Origin of the sequence: Sedimentisphaera cyanobacteriorum, assembly GCF_001997385.1 — a bacterium.
Taxonomy (GTDB): Bacteria; Planctomycetota; Phycisphaerae; order Sedimentisphaerales; family Sedimentisphaeraceae; genus Sedimentisphaera; species Sedimentisphaera cyanobacteriorum.
This window is the reverse complement of the sequence record NZ_CP019633.1, coordinates 688,436-704,584: the sequence shown is the minus strand read 5'-3', so window position 1 is coordinate 704,584 and position 16,149 is coordinate 688,436. Positions and strand designations below refer to the sequence as shown.

General features: G+C 45.4%; 10 protein-coding genes. All 10 read right to left on the bottom strand.

Going from position 1 to position 16,149, the window contains the following annotated elements; genetic code table 11:
- Positions 1-14: 14 nt before the first annotated feature.
- The gene (locus tag L21SP3_RS02680; protein ID WP_077539222.1) at positions 15-2,165 is read right to left on the bottom strand and encodes a LamG-like jellyroll fold domain-containing protein; all 2,151 of its coding nucleotides are present in this window, start codon (positions 2,163-2,165) and stop codon (positions 15-17) included.
- 200 nt (positions 2,166-2,365) lie between these two features.
- Positions 2,366-4,129, bottom strand: coding sequence for a TrkH family potassium uptake protein (locus L21SP3_RS02675; protein WP_077539221.1), 1,764 nt, complete (start codon positions 4,127-4,129; stop codon positions 2,366-2,368).
- Between the two features lie 184 nt (positions 4,130-4,313).
- Complete coding sequence (gene serA, locus L21SP3_RS02670) at positions 4,314-5,897, bottom strand: phosphoglycerate dehydrogenase (protein WP_077539220.1); 1,584 nt, start codon at positions 5,895-5,897, stop codon at positions 4,314-4,316.
- A 38-nt stretch (positions 5,898-5,935) separates the two neighbouring features.
- Positions 5,936-6,616, bottom strand: coding sequence for a hypothetical protein (locus L21SP3_RS02665; RefSeq protein WP_077539219.1), 681 nt, complete (start codon positions 6,614-6,616; stop codon positions 5,936-5,938).
- Entirely contained in the window at positions 6,594-7,037 is a 444-nt protein-coding gene (locus L21SP3_RS02660; protein ID WP_077539218.1) for a DUF2752 domain-containing protein, read from the bottom strand. The genes L21SP3_RS02665 and L21SP3_RS02660 overlap by 23 nt, the downstream gene beginning before the upstream one ends.
- A 6-nt stretch (positions 7,038-7,043) precedes the next feature.
- Positions 7,044-9,329 carry a tetratricopeptide repeat protein gene (locus L21SP3_RS02655; protein WP_077539217.1) on the bottom strand — a complete coding sequence of 762 codons (2,286 nt, stop codon included), beginning with the start codon at positions 9,327-9,329 and terminating at the stop codon, positions 7,044-7,046.
- 193 nt (positions 9,330-9,522) lie between these two features.
- Positions 9,523-11,703 carry an ATP-dependent helicase gene (locus L21SP3_RS02650; RefSeq protein WP_123785115.1) on the bottom strand — a complete coding sequence of 727 codons (2,181 nt, stop codon included), beginning with the start codon at positions 11,701-11,703 and terminating at the stop codon, positions 9,523-9,525.
- A gap of 30 nt (positions 11,704-11,733) precedes the next feature.
- A complete protein-coding gene (locus tag L21SP3_RS02645) occupies positions 11,734-13,572 on the bottom strand; it encodes a hypothetical protein (RefSeq protein ID WP_077539215.1) in 1,839 nt (612 codons plus the stop codon).
- Between the two features lie 7 nt (positions 13,573-13,579).
- On the bottom strand, positions 13,580-14,956 hold the full coding sequence (locus L21SP3_RS02640) for an ABC transporter permease (protein ID WP_077539214.1): 1,377 nt from the start codon (positions 14,954-14,956) through the stop codon (positions 13,580-13,582).
- Complete coding sequence (locus L21SP3_RS02635) at positions 14,943-16,136, bottom strand: ABC transporter ATP-binding protein (protein WP_227806793.1); 1,194 nt, start codon at positions 16,134-16,136, stop codon at positions 14,943-14,945. Before L21SP3_RS02635 ends, L21SP3_RS02640 begins: the two co-directional genes overlap by 14 nt.
- Positions 16,137-16,149: the final 13 nt, after the last annotated feature.

Sequence of the window (16,149 nt, the reverse complement as noted above, 5' to 3'; positions counted from 1 at the left end):
CACTTACAAACCGATTACTCGCCTGCTGAGGGATAAAGCATACTGTTCAGCCAGTCAACAGAAAGCTGAGCAATGTCTTCAATGCCTACTTCGCAATCACCGTTTACATCATAAGCGAGATTCTCGGCATTCGGCCCAACGCATATCTGCTCGCCTGATACATCATAGTATAAGCCGGCAATATCCTCTGGAGGCATAGCATAGTTGTACAATCTTACATCATCATATATCGCCTCAGTGCAGAAATCGAGATTGTCAAGCTGGTTTGTTCCGAGCAAAACCGGCACATTTGCGGTGTTAATGCTGTATCTGCCCGGGTTTGTCTGGTCGATTTCAGAGCCGTTGACATAGAACGTTGCCACTTCCTCAGCGGATACGGTTACAGCGAGGTAAACCCACTCGCTTTTTGGAAGGTTGTAATAATCGTACGGGTTATAACCAGGGGCATTTACAGAAATCCTTCCAGTTCTCTGGTCAAATTCCCAGAACCAGTTATTCTGATTTGAATCACGTGAGCCGAATATAGTTCGCAGATGGTTATTTGCTGGGTGGCTGTCCGCTCCCGGCCAATAGAGCCACATAGACATCGTAACTTCATCAGTGTATTCAGCAGCGGCAAACGGCTCTGTCTGGGCAACTGTATCACGATGTTCGATAGTGCTAAGTGCCTGACCAGTCTTTGCCGGGTCAACGCCGTCAACCCACTGTTCTGCTATCGGTTCTGCGTATGGGGTAAGGTGATTTCCTTCTCCGGAGTAGTCCTGATAATCGCCATCCAGAGGCCAGTATGCAACCATACGCTTAACAGCTAATGAAGCCGAAGAAGACTGCGTATCGCCTGCATCGTTTGAAGCTATGCAGTAGTAGTAGCCTTGGTCTGCCACTTCGACATTATCGATATAGAGCGTTGAGGTGAATTCATCGCCGTTTTGCGCAAGGCTAATAGTAACATCCGGATCGGATTCAAGCATCTCTACATCAGGCTCACCTTGTTTATACCAAGCGGCGTTTGCTGCTGATTTGCTTGTGAATGTATATTCAAATACCGCCTGCTCGCCTGCAAACACGGCCTCATCTTCAGGCTGAGAAACTGCGGCCGGGGTAGCGGGAAGAGTTTCAAAATTCCATAGAGGGCCAGTTATATTTGCCGGATCCCCTTCAGGTGCTCCGCTTATCTGCTCTTCAACGCACCAGAAAACTTCCTGTCCGAGCTGAATCTGGAAAGTGCCTGCTGTGTTTATAGGCACCGTAATCGGATCAGCTGCTGCTGATACGAAAGTTTCATAAAGCGGGGCCATATCCAGATTAGGATCTCCGTTTGCTCCCTGATAGAATGTTACGAAGTGGCCTGTAACATCGGGGTTCTGAGAGCCTGAGTTTTCAGGATCTTCGGCAGTATCAAAGCTTACTTCTGAAATAACATCAGGGTCGATATTAACAGAGCCTGATGCAGGGACAGGGTCGTTAGCCATAAGATCCGGATCTGCAACAATGCTGAAAATCTGACCTCTTAACTCTGTCCCGGGAACTGGATTCATCCCCCATACGTTTCCATCGTTCAACAAAGGTTCTGAAGAAAGGTTTAGTCCGCCCATATGGCCGCCAATAATACTTCCATTCGTCAGAAAACTTACGCTCTGGTTGCCTGTGAGATTGGTTGAAGCTGGATAGGTGTCCAAATAGTAGATTCTTTTGACGCCGTTTACTGAACAGAGAACTGTTCCGGAATTTAAGTCGAGAGAAACCCATGCCTTAACTTCCTGTTCGGCCTCAACATTTCCCATTTTTACCGCTCCGGCACCGTCAGCAAACGCAAAATCATCAAATGTGCGGTCATTATTCCCGCTTACATTTGCCCTGAAAGCGTAATGCAATTCGCCGTTGCAAAGCCAGATGCCGCTGCCGTAAGTTGTTCCGCCGGTTTCGATTACAGCCACCGGTCCGCTGTCTTCAGTAACATCGGCCACTGAAGGCGTAAACTTAGCAGCAAAGGTAATCGAGCTGCCCGGATTTAGAGAAATAATGTCTGCGGGATTAGCAACTCCATCTCTGGCGGCGGTGTAATCCACAAGGGCATCGCCGTCGTCAAACTGGGGAACTATCTCCCCTGCCCATGCGGACGCCGCAACTAAACAACAAAAAAGGATTAAAAGCAATTTTTTCATAATTAATGCCTCCGAAATTAATTTAACTTATTAAATGTCTGCAGGAAACTAATGCTGCAACTATCACAAAAATATTCTTCTTTTTAATTAATAAGCAGGAGGGATTCTTTTTACAAAAAAAATTAAAAATTTCGTTTTTTTCAATAATTTTAAGCAAATTATGTGAGCAGAGACATAGTCTTTTCGAAACCCTGAATTGATCAGCCTATAATCAGCGGTTCTTCAGGATAGTTGTATTTAGCAGTTTTGAACCTAAGAAGCAGAGAGGAAAGTATGGTAAGAGGTCCGAGCCTGCCGATAAGCATCGTAAAAATCAGCAGAGTCTTGCCTGATACCGAAAGTTCCGGAGTAAGACCGGCAGACAGGCCTACGGTTGCAAGTGCGCTTGCTGCTTCAAACATTAAATCAAGAGACTCAAATGAGCTGCTTCGCTCGGTCATCATAAGCCCGAATACGACAATGAGATATGCAGTAATATAAAAAAACACAACAGTTACAGCTCTTCCGATTATCGCCATTCTAACGCTTCGTTTGAATGCTTCCACCTCTTTCTTCTTTGTAACAGCAGCCACAACAGCGAGTATAATAACCACGAGAGTAACCGTTTTCATTCCGCCTGCGGCAGAGCCCGGAGACCCGCCTATGAGCATAAGCATAATCGAAAAAAACTTGCCCGCATCACTCATCTGAGCTGTTTCTACTGTATTAAAGCCTGCAGTTCTTGTGGTAACGCTCATAAAAAAGGCATCCTTGACGCTGGAAATTTCGCAGGATTCAAAGATGCAAGCAAAAATCATATAGCCTGCTGTACCAGCAGCAAGCAGTACAATTGTTGCCCAAACTGCGATTTTTGTCTGCAGGCTGGTGTATCCGGAAGGCAATTTATTGAAAACAGTGGGAGGGATAAACAAAGACCGGAAGAAATTGCGGATTTTGCAGGCTGTAATTTCGCTTATATTGTAGAGCACGGTAAATCCGAGTCCTCCGAGAATAATCAGCGGACAAACTACTGCATAAATCTGAGGCGAGGCCTTGAAAGCAGTAAAGCTGTCTGGAAACAGCGAGAAACCTGCATTGCAGAATGCGCTGACTGAATGAAATATACTGAAGAAAAGCCTTCTGCTGGCCTCGAACTGCGCACTTTCAAGCTCCCACATGCCCCACAGCCCTGCTGCGCCGAAGGCTTCAATTGTTATAGTGAATGCGAAGATAAATCCAATCATTCTTTTTATCCGGCCTACTGTTTCAGTACTGAGAAGATCCTGCAGAGCAACCGATTCCTGCACCGAAAACGCCTTGCCGAAGAGCAGTGCAAATACTGCCCCGAAAATGATAATTCCCAACCCGCCAAGCTGCATCAGCGTTAATATTACAAACTGCCCGAGCACTGTAAAATCACTGCCTGTATCTTTAACGATCAGCCCGGTAACGCAAACTGCGCTTGTTGTTGTGAAGCAGGCGTCCAGAAAGCTAAGCTGCTCGCACTTATGGAAGGTTGGAAGTTTGAGAAACAATGCTCCGATAATTATGAAGGCTATGAAGCTCAGGACAAATGTTCGCATCGGGTTTCTGCCTGTAGCTGCCAGTTTAACGATAAACCTGCATACAGAATCAACAACCTGAACTATAAGATAAATGCTCAAGACAAGAAGAATACCGTCCAAGGGATGGTCGCTGAAAAATCTCTGAGACGCGAGAATAAAAAAAAGCACCAGAGCTAAAAGCAGCGGAATCTGAAACCAGTTTCTTCGAGCGTATGAGAGCTTGTTTTTTGAACGTATAAACCCCGCAGCGTGATTGCAGAAAAAATATATAAATGCGATTATTTGAATGACGTGCAGTGCTGCCGGGCTCACCAACGGCTCATAAAAGCCGAAAAGCAAGATAAAACTTGCAACCACCAACAGACACACAAGGATATGTATCCATTGATGCGGGGTTAGTTTTACACTGCCGTTCTTCATTTCAGGCTGACTCTATAAACTTAAGAAGTTTTTGCTTTAAAATGATGATTATAGTGAAATTTCTGCGGATAACCACCCGCCGAGCAAAAGGTTTTCCGGCTTTCCAGAATGCCGAGAGAATACAAAAAGGGGCTAAGCTCGAAACTTGCCCCTTAAGATTTCAGCTTAAATGTGCCCAGCGGAACTAATCAAAATCGCATACTGTGTATTTCTCAACAGAATCTACTTCATCAAGAGCCCCCTGCGCCTCTTTGCCCAAATTCTGGTCGAGGCTGAGAGCCATCATCGCTTTGCCGTCTTTGCGGCCTACGCTCATAGTACCGATATTGATATCATACTTCCCGCAGGCGGTACCTATAGAGCCGATAACGCCGGGCCTGTCTCTATATAGAGCAAGCATAATCAGACCGGCCGGTGTGAATTCGGTTTCATAGCCGTTTATGCTTACAATCTTCATTATGTTATCGTCGAACAATGTGCCGGTTACAGAATAGTTGCCTATTTCTGTGGACACTTTGGCTGTGAAGCAGGAAGAGAAGTTCGTGCAGTCTTCATTTTTCACCTCATCAATTGATATGCCTCTCTCGCGAGCAAGGAAGCCTGCATTTACGATATTAACCTGTACATCGAAATTGGGCTGAAGCAAACCGATCGAGAAAGAAGTTTTCAGCGGAGTAACATCCTCATTAGCGATAGTTCCGCGGTATTCAAGCACAACTTTCTTTATCCTGCCTGCCTTGAGAACGTTCATAAGCCTGCCTACCTTTCGAGCAAGCTCACTGTAAGACTTGATGATCTTCGGAGCCGATTCGCTTACTGCAGGGGCATTGATTGCGTTCTTAATCGGGCCGCCTTTGATCGAATCCATCAACACTTCTGCGGCCTCAAGAGCCACGCCGATCTGAGCCTCCTCAGTGCTCGCACCAAGATGCGGAGTTACAAGGCAGTTATCGAGATTCTCGAACCTTCTGTTCTCAGGGGGCTCTTCATTGTAAACATCCAGAGCGGCTCCTGCGATAACGTTATTCTCCAGAGCATCGTAAAGGTCGTTTTCATTTATTATCCCGCCCCTTGCGCAGTTTACAATCCTTGCAGTGGGCTTCATCATCTCAAGCTGCTCTTTTGAAATGAGGTTTTCGGTGTTTTTGTTCCTCGGGATGTGCATTGTGATGAAATCAGCCTTTTTGTAGATCTCCTCGAGGGAGTCTGTAATCTCAACGCCGAAATTCTCGGCCTGAGTTGGTATTGAGAACGGGTCATATCCGACTATCTTCATATTAAAACCAGCAGCCATTCTGATAACTGCCATCCCGATTCTTCCAAGACCTATAACACCCAGCACCTTGTTGTTGAGCTGATTGCCGACGTATAGCTTTCTGTCCCAGCCGCCGGATTTCATCTTAACGCACGCCGGCACTACATTTCTGCTCAAAGACAGCATAAGAGCCATCGTGTGCTCAGCTGCACTGAGCGTATTTCCGCCAGGGGTATTCATAACCAGAACACCCTTGCGCGTTGCCTCAGGAATATTTATATTATCAACGCCTACACCTGCTCTTGCAACACCCTTGAGTCTGCCGGGATTTTCCAGAACCTTTTCGGTTAGCTGAGTAGCGCTTCTGACAATAAGTCCGTCATAATCGCCAATGATAGAAGAGAGTTCTTCCTCGCTGATTCCTGTTTTCACAACGGCCTCAAAGCCTTCTGTAGAATTGATTAAATCAATTCCCTTTTGGGATAGTTTGTCTGCAATAAGTATCTTATACATACGTTCTCCATTAAAACTTTTGATAAAAGCTGATAGACCTACCAATCGCTAAAATCAGTATCAACAGCTTCTTCAGCAACTTTGAATTTAGTTTTCTTACATTTATAGAAATGTCTTAATATACAATGTGCGTTTGCAGTTGCAAGTTTTGAGCCGAGTTTTTCTGCTCCTTTTTCGCACTCAATATCATATTTAAGCACCTTATATTCACTTCCTGCTGGCCAGAGCTTCTTATCTTGAGTGATATCATAATACAATGCCCCGATTTTCATCTCCGCAGAGTAATACCCGAACTGATGAGAAAGGCGGATGATATCAAGTCCCTGAATCTCTATGTAAAACATTTTCTTCGCTCCAAGCTTTTCAGCAGCGCCGGAAGGATTGAGGTCTGCTGTGTTGTTATTTGCGAAAGAAGCGTCTTTGTATGTAAGGATATTTTCGGGAACGTATTCTTTCTTGAAATTCATCTTAATATAAGCCTTCATCTTGTCTGCTATTTCCTGCCTGATATTTACAGGGGTATCAATCCAAGCAGGCTGAGAGACATAAATATATATCTTCTCCTGCAGATCCGGCTTCAAGTCGTATTCAGGAAGTATATACTGCTTCGATGGTCCTGCTGCTAATATGCCGGCAAGCTTGCAGCCTCCGGCAAAAATTGCCGCAGAAACAAATAAAATTAAAATTATATTTCTTTTAGTCATAAAAATAAGTCTCATAATAAATCTTCCAGCCCCAAGATAGTAAGATTATAAGCAAAGCAGACAATAATAAAACCCGTAATTTCCACTTAACAAAAAAGCTTCTCTTCAGCCTTACCGCAGGTATAAGCAGAATTGCAGATTCAATCCAAACCACAATGCTGAATATGCAGAATATAAAGCCCGCAGGCTGAGCTTTTAGAGAGCCTAAGAGGTTCCCATCAAGAAAAAACTTCGCTGAAGTGGTCATCCCGCAAAATGGACAGGGCAAGTCGTGCTTCTGACGGAATCCGCAGATCCCGAATACAGACTCGCCGCTTATAATTTCACTGCCCATAAGCCATATCAAAAGCCAGCCCACTGGCACGCCTATGAGAACTATCCATCTCCAAACGCTGATCGCCCCTGCATTTTGATTTTGAGCTGGTCTTTGATTCAAATCCTGCTAATACTCCTCCTCGGCTGCCTCAGGTACAGCACCTGCTATAAGGGCCATCTTGCGTACGAGCTCCTGCTCGTCTGCCTGATACATCCAGTCTATTACCTTTTGGAAATCGCTGCTTTGAGGGATATTTGTAAGAGCGTATAAAGAAAGCAGACGCACAGGCCAATGGTCGTCATCGAGGGCATTTGAGAATTTCTCTTTCGTATCGAGCAAATCGGATGCGTTTCTAAGAACGTTGAGCATAAGGAATTTCACCTGCCAGTTCATATCAGCAAGGCTTATATCAAAAGCCTGTTTCAAAACTGAATCAGGAAGAGCGTTTCTCTTGTAAACAACTCCGTAATTCTTTGCGGCCTTTCTCTCTGCTACAAGTCCACCCAAAAGCCTGAGGGTATTAATCTTTTGCCCTGCATAGCCTTCCTCAAGAGACTGAATCCTTTTTTCGAGCAGGTCTTCGGTAAGCACTACGCCGAGCCTTTTGGCTGTGGTTGTTGCGGGAACAATCTTGCTGGCAAGCTCACCGGATTCATTTTCATAAGAATCGAAATACGCCTGAAACGTAATAACCAGATTCGCCTGCGGAAATCTCTCAAGGATCCTGTCCAAGGTGGGGGCTGCTGTTTTTATAGGCATTGGAACAGCAAGGGTTCCACCCGGGCGTATAGGTGAAACAGGAGTAATCTTTTTCCTTATTTCAATAGGCTTTGCGCCTTCTATATCGCCTGCAACTTTCGCCTTAACTAAAATATTTCCCTTGAAGAAGGCATTATCGTTAACAACTATCGGCTGATTGCCGTTGTTTGTAATTATCACATAAAGCCCAAGCTTTGAACCATAGCTGAATTCTACACCATTAAGGCTGAGCTTAGTTGTAATCACATCTTCAGGCCGGTAGAATTTTGGTATTAGAGAGTCTCCAAAGGCTTTCTCGAGATTCTGCCTGAGAGTAAATGCATCATAAGCAGGAACATAGGTAGATTCATTCTCCCGCATAACTTCCTTAGCCTTATGAGAGATGAGCTCTCCCGGCTGCATTTCTATACAGGAACGCAGCAGTTTCACAGCCTCGCTTTCGTTGTTTTCCTCGAGATTTATCATTGCTCCTGTGTATGCGGCTATCTGATTGTAAGTTTTAATCTCTTCAACAATCTGCTTAGCTGATTCCATATCACCAGACTCAAATAGCGAATATGCGTAGAGCGCCCTTACATCCACAGAATCAGCGTTCCTTGCGTATGCCCTTTTTGCCATCTCAATTCCCTTTTGGGTATTTCGGTCGAGGAAGAAATAAAAGAATGCAAGCTGCTGCTCTGTAATCATGGGATTGTTTGTTTCAAGCATCTGCTCGCCTGTTTCAGCAAGCCCTGAAAGCTTGTCCATACGCTCTGAACGCGAGAGGGGTTCAGACATAATCGAAATGTATTCAACGTAGATATTGAAATCGCCCTGCTGACGGATCCTGTTAATAATCTTGATACACTTTGCTTCTCCGTGCTGTACGTTGTATGCACTGATAACCCAAGGCATATAAACTCTTTGAGGAATCTTCTGGTCGGGGTTATCATAAACGAACAGGTCTGCGGCATATTGATAAGTATCACGGGCAATTTTGAACAGGCCGTATTTGAAGGCATAGTCTGCAAAATCAAGCGTAAGCTCAAGGCTGTATGGGTCTAATACAATTTTTCTTCTAAGATAAGGCCCCATATTAACCACATTCACGCTTTCGGGATCTATCTCAGAAAGCTTCTCAAAGGCCACAACATTGTAAGGGTCTTTCTCGTAAGCCAGCTTGAACTGCCTTGAAGCCCGTTTAAAGTCGCCAGTTTCTGCAATCAGAGAGCCGAGAAAAGTGCTGAGCCTTGATGAGAACTGCTCGTTCGTTGAGCCGATATCGCTGTTGAATGCATCGAGAATTTGTTCCCTTCTTTCGCGTGTTGGAGCCTGATTCAACAGATATGAAATACCTCGCATAGCGAGCTCAGAATCACTGGAAGCTGTTACATACCGATAAAGAAGCTTCTTAACGAAATCGGAATGGTCGGTCTCTGAGTCTATCTCGACAGCATCAAGAAGCTGGGGAAGCATATTGTTCATAGTCTCATCAAGCTTGTGCGCCGCCTTAATCAGCACAATAGCCTCTTTGGCATCGCGAACGCTCACGTACTCCGGTTCAAGAATATCGCAAGCAATATTATGGAACGTCTGAGCGGTTTGCGGTGAATATATTCTGTCGAGCTTTTCAGCCTCAAGCTCTGCAGCGTGCAGAGTGAAACTGATAACCAATAATGCAGTTAAACTTTGTAATATCGTTTTCACCATAATATCCACATAATATCTGTTAAAATTTCTTTTTCAATACTCAAATGATCAAGGCCTAATATATTATAAGACACTATTCTACACAATCGAGCTAAACATCAAAGCTTAAATATTGGCAAAAGAACTTTGCCGTTTATTATGTGCTTTTGATAGCCGACTAATCCAAACACTCAAGTTTGGCGTACTTTTGTACAAGAGTTTTAACCTGCCCCTTATCGAACTTAACTGTAATAACGCTATTCTCGCCTAAATCGAGATATTCTTTAACCACACCGGCGCCAAATTTCCTGTGACTAACCCGCTGACCTGCAAAGTAAGCTGCGTTTGAAGAGGTTCGGCTCCGCTTGGTTTCGTCTCTTACGGTTCTTCGATAGCTGCCAACGCTGTCTTTAACAGTATCGTTTACAGCAGTATAGCTTTCAGTTTTCAATCCGCATTCAAAAATAAACTGCGAAGGCAGAGTCCTGATTTCCCTGCCCCATATAGTCCGGTATTTTGTCTGGCTTATGAAAAGATTGAGCCTTGCCCTAGTAATTCCTACAAAAAAGAGTCTTCGCTCCTCCTCGAGCTGCGAATCTGATTCACTGCTCCTCTCATGGGGGAGTATGCCCTCTTCAAGGCCGATTATAAACACATTGTCAAACTCTAAACCCTTGGCGGCATGGAGAGTCATAAGGGAAACCTTTCCGCTTCCCGGGTCGTATGCATCTGCATCGCTGTAAAGAGAAATCATTTGAAGATAGTCATCAAGCCCACCGGGCTGGTCTTCTTCCTGCTGAGCGTTATCGAAGAAGGCAGCGTTGTTTATGAGCTCTTCTATATTTTCAACAGCGTCTTCCTGCTCGGAAGATTTTTTGAGTGCGGCTTTAAAACCCGAAGACTCGAATATATCTTCAATTAAATCCGAAACCGCAAAGCTATCCTGCCTGCTGAAATCTTGGAAGCCCTGAATCATTTTCGTAAATTCTATTACCTTCGCGGCCGCAGCTTTGCTCAACATCTCTACCCTGTCTGCCTCGGTTGCGGCATGCCAGAGAGAAATGCCATTATTAGAGGCATATCGTTTAAGCCTTTCCAAAGTAGTTTTGCCTATGCCTCTGGGGGGTGTATTGATTATCCGCTCAAGTGCAACCGAATCAGAGGGGTTGGAGATAAGTTTGAGATATGCGAGCATATCGCGAATTTCTTTTCTATTGTAAAACTCCACGCCGCGGACAATAAGATAAGGGACTTTCCCGCGAATGAAAGACTCCTCGATGGAGCGGCTCATAGAGTTTGTTCTGTAAAGCACGGCGATTTCATTGGGATTGTGTCCCTGCTGGATAAGCTCATTGATCTTGCCGGCTATAGACAGCCCTTCTTCCCTCTGGTCTTCGAAAGGAGAAAAGACAATTTTTTTCTCCTCACTGCGAACAGCCTTGAGATTCTTTTCTTTCCTCTGCCTGTTGTGGGAGATGAGCTTATCTGCAAGCTCAAGAACTGCCGGACAGGAACGGAAGTTCTCCTCCAGCTTTACCACTTTAGCATTAGGCCAGTCCTTCTCGAAGGCCATAATATTCCTTATGTCAGCCCCACGCCAGCGGTATATGGACTGGTCAGGGTCGCCGGTTACGCAAATATTCCCATGCTCCAAAGCGAGACCTTTTGCAATCTGGTACTGGGCGTGATTTGTGTCCTGATACTCATCAACGAGGATATATTTATACCTGTCGCTGAGCTGCTTTCTAATCTCGGGATAATTTTTTATCAGAAAGGCTGTTTTAGTGAGCAGATCGTCAAAATCCAGTGCGTTGTTCTGTATGAGCCGGTTTTGGTATCGCTTGAATAATTTTGCCACCATCTTCTGCTGGAAACCGTCCGCCATTTTGACAGCTTCATCGGGGTCGAAGAGGTCGTTTTTGTAGTTTGAGATATATGAAAGGACCTTTGCAGGCGGAAAATTCTTAGTTGACTGATTGCTCGCCTTAATCACTTCTTTGATGCAGGCCTTCTGCTCGGCATCTGAATATATGCTGAAAGTGCTTTTAACGCCAGCATAATCAGCGAACTCGCGCAGAATCCTCACGCATAATGAGTGAAAGGTGCTTATCTGAGCCCCCCTCGGAACACCCATCTCACGAACCCTCTGCTTCATCTCATCAGCGGCTTTATTTGTGAATGTAATAGCGCAGATGCTCCACGGGGAAACGCCCTTTTCCACGAGCCTTGCAATTCGGCACGTTACAGTGCGTGTTTTCCCGCTGCCCGGGCCGGCGATAATCAAAAGCGGCCCATCCTTGTGCTCTATTGCTTCTTTCTGGGATGGGGTTAGCTGGTCAAATGAGAATGATTGAGCCATAAATTCCTCAGCAAAAATCAATACAGAGCCTTACTCGTTTTTCAGTTTTCCCTCAGGAGGCGCTTCTTTCTGCACCTTTTCCCGCTCTGCAGTGAGTTTTTCGTAAATATCAGGTCTGTTGTTCTTGATTCTGGCAAGCAGGCTCTGCTTGAGATTGTCGGGATACTTGCCGTCATTGAGGAAATCCATCAGAGCCATATATCTAAGCTTCGGAAAATCTGCAAGCATTGCCCTGTCAACGTCCTCTGTGCCGGATGTTCTCTTGTAGTAGTCTGCGACAGACCTCGCCATCTTTTCTCTTGCTGAGCTCATATCATCATCGCCCACAGCAAAACGGAAATAAGACTCCTTGAGCATCATAGTTACCATCTCGCGGGCGTCTGTGATTGTGAGCCCGTCGAGCTCTTCTTCCATCCTGTTTCGGCAGAACTGTTTGAGGGCCATGTCATTTTCATCCCTTGGGTACAGCTCCTTGAGCTGCTTAAACGCCTCGGCAGCCTTCTTGCGGTGGCCTGCCATATAAAGTGTAAAGATTGCATCGTTCAAGATATTCCTATGCCCGTTTTTAAGAGGTCTGAGATTGGCCTCTTCAAATTCTCTGTATTTTTCTATGCGGTCTAAATGCGCCTGATTGTACGCATCAAACATCCGCAAATCGGGGAGCATATAAAGCGTTTTGCCAACTTTGTATTCGGGCTCATCCTGGGGCTTGTCTAAATTGCCTCGCTGCTTGTCGGTATCAGAACGGGGAAGCTTGAGCGGGACATTGTAAATCACATACTTGCCCATCCTGTAAAGATTTTTGAGGCTGTGAAATACGATCCTGTCTGTATTGAGCTCATCGGTTGAATAATCGCCTTCTCTGCCGGCCGTTTCAAGTCCCTTTTCAGCCCAGAAGATTGCATGGGCATCGGGGTGTTCCCAGTTTAGAGGGAGCCTGTCGCCTGTTTTCAGATCAACGGGGCCGTAACGTTTATTGACTTTTTTCATAAGGTCTATATCGAACTTCCACTCCTGCCTCAGCTTGCAGGCCTGACAGAAATTACGCAGTTTTTCAAACCTCTGGCTTTCAATCTCCGCCCTTACAAATTCAACAAGCTGGTCGGGGTATCCCTCGCCTGCCGAATCAAGAAGAGCAAAGAATACACCTGCAAATTCCAAATCCGTTAGTTCTTCGCTGAAAACATCCGGCGCAAATTCCCTCATCTTAGATACAAGCTCAGCTGCGGACTCATCCGATTCGGTAAGCTGCGAAAGCGTCTCAGGGGCATTCGAAAGCTTTTCGAAATGCTCATTAGTTAAAGGAGATATCAAAGGACGCATCGATAATGCAAGCTGAATCTTGTAGTATTTATGCACATCATCAGTTACCCCGCTGATCTTGTGCTGGAATATCCACGCAAGCGATCTGTATAGTATGATAGAATTGGGATTCCGCGGTATTCCCTTATCCCTTAGAAGCTCGTATCCGTTCCGCACCCATTTCCATCTCTCCTCAGGCTGGGAAGGAGGCATTGCCACGGATATATTGTAGGCCATATTCCAAGACTGAAAATCCCATACAGCGCTGAAGCGGGGCTGAAGGACGGTAATCCATTCAGCAAGCTGCTTTGCATCGAAAAACTTGCCTTCTTCTTTTAGGGAATCCGCCCTCATCCACAGTATGTCAACAACAAGCCCGCGAAAAGCTCCCATCGCTACGGTTGCGAAGGCAAGGGCAGGAGGCGCATTCTCGAGCGGCTTATTGGCCACAAGGTCAAGGTCTTTGCGTGATTTATTTAAATCGTCTAACTGCAGAGAGGATGTAAAGAGTATGCTGCATCCCACTGCAAAAAGCATTATAGTTATGATTATATTTTTATATGCCATAAAAACCTTACACGGTTACTTTAGCAAGCTCGCGTCTGTTGAATACAAGTGCACCGGCGGCTAAAAGCCCTCCGGACTTGAGAATTATCGTTATGCCTGTCTTTTCCAAAAGGAAAAGAGAGCCTATCATACGGGCAGAAAGTATCTTGCCTGAAGGATTGCTTTCTCCATCGAAACTGGGCAGAAGATGAAGCAGAGGCTTAACAGTGAACATATAGATAAGCCCTATTCCCTGAGTGAGCGAATCTATCGCCCCTACGATAAAGCCGTTTACCATTCCGGTAAAATACACGACAAGAGAAACAAATATCGCCACTGGGAAAGACAGCCAAGTAGTCAGAAAGACTCCCATTGCCGTGAGGAAGACCAGACGTATCAAAATCAGTAAATTGGCTTTGAAGTAGTTCATACCGAAAGACCCGGATTTATAGAGCAGTTCGATCTCCCTCGGTATCACGGTTGTATTATTGAAATACAAATTCTGAAATTCCACAGTCAGCTGTCCGTCTTCGGGAACAACAGCAGCGGGGATTTTGATCTCGTGGAACGTTTTGACAGCATCTTTCCTTACATAGCTGTCATAAATCGGAGTTTGCGTTTTTTTGGCCTGTTCCAGCTGGCGTTTATCGCCGATCAGCCATCTGCCGGCAATCATATTATCCGGCGGCGGCGTAGAAGCTTCATACTTAAATCTAAGATATATAAAGCCGTTTTGTTTGTCCTGCGGTTTGAGATCCTTGAAAGTCCAGTCTTTCATTTCTCCAGCCGCTACAGAAACCGCCTGATACTTTTTCTGATTAACATACTCATTTATGTATTCCCGCATAGTTTTATCCTGCGGTACCTGCCCTTCGCTTCGAAGGCGGGAATACTCTTTTCTGGCTTCCTCGCGGAAGCTAACCTCATCAATTTCGGGAGTAATACCGGTTCTTGCATTGAAGAACTCGTCTTCAACCTGCTGCAGCTCCTGCGAATCAGTCTCAGTATATTTCGGCAGGCTCACCGTAAGGAAATATAAAATGCTTCCGAATACCGCTAAAAACAGCAGATTCACAAACATAACGCCGCCAAATTTGCCGAGGAGAATCTCATATCTCTGAACAGGCTTTGTTGCAATACTGAATATCTGCTTATTTTTGATATCGCTTGAAAGAGCGTAGCACGACAGGGTAATAGTGAGCATACATAAAAGAAGGCTCACAAGCGAGACCCCGTAGCTCGAGAAGGTTTGAAGCTTACCGAGCAGCGTACCGTCTCCGACCGCCTGCACAGCCATAAACGGGATAAGGGCAAGCAGCAGGAGGATAACAATTACCGCCACCTTCATCCTTATAAGCTGCGAAAAGGTGTTAAGAGCAATAATGCGAATATTACGCATCATCATCCCCCATCAAATCCTTCAAAACATCATCTTTTACCGGCTCCTGCTTTTTCTTTTCTTCTTTGGCAGGAGTGAGTTCGTCCTCGCCGCTTTCGGCCTTTTCTTCATTCGAATCTTCTTCCTTAACAAGCTCGCTTAACACCTTCTTGTCCTCCTCATGCTCTGCCGGCTGTGTTTCCGGCTCAGGACGGGTTTTTTCGGTTTCTTCCTTCTTTGAAACATCTGCCGAGACAAGCTCGTCAAGCACTTTTTCAGTTTTATCTTCCTGCTGCTCTTCTCCAAGGAAGCTTCCGATTTTACCGGTGCTGTATGCCCCTCCTGTAGCAATTTTTTCCTTCTGCGCCTTCTCTACAACCTGAATAAACAGGTCTTCAAGACGGAACTGGGGTGAGCTCACCTCGCAGGCCCCGCCGGCCTGCTGAATCACGCTGCACGCCTTCTCCAAGGCATCTTCCTGAATATTTTCAGCTATAATCTGCTTCTTGCCTGTCTGGCGGAGAAGATCTTTAACGCTGCCTTCACACTGCACTCTTCCGCCGTAGAGAACGCAGATTCTGTCGCAAACGTCTTCTACATCAGCGAGCAAATGGCTGCACATAAGAACGGTTTTCCCGCGTTCTGCGAGCTTCTTAATCAAATCTTTGATCTGTCTTGTGCCTATTGGATCCAGACCGGATGTCGGCTCATCAAGAATCAAAACATCAGGGTCGTTTACAAGGGCCTGAGCGAGCCCTATCCTTCTCTGCATACCCTTTGAAAATGTCCCTATAGGCCTGTTGGCAACTGCCGAAAGGCCTACCATATCAAGCAGAGATTCAATACGCATATTGAGAACTTTTGAGGGTATCCCGAAGAGATTCCCGTAAAATTTCAAAGTTTCTTTGGCAGAAAGATACTTGTACAGATAAGACTCTTCGGGAAGAAACCCTATACGCTCTGCAACACGTTTCTCCCTGCTGTCTGCCCCGAGTATGAAAGATTTTCCCTTTGTCGGATGAAGCAGAGAAAGGAGAACTTTTATCGTTGTGCTCTTGCCAGAGCCATTCGGGCCGAGCAGTCCGTAAACCTCATTGCGTTTTATCTTGAGGTTTAAATCGTCCACTGCAAGAACCTTTGTTCTGCCCCACCAGTCCTTAAAGGCCTTGGTAAGAGAGATTGTTTCTATTGCATATTGTTCACTCAAAATTACCCCTCAT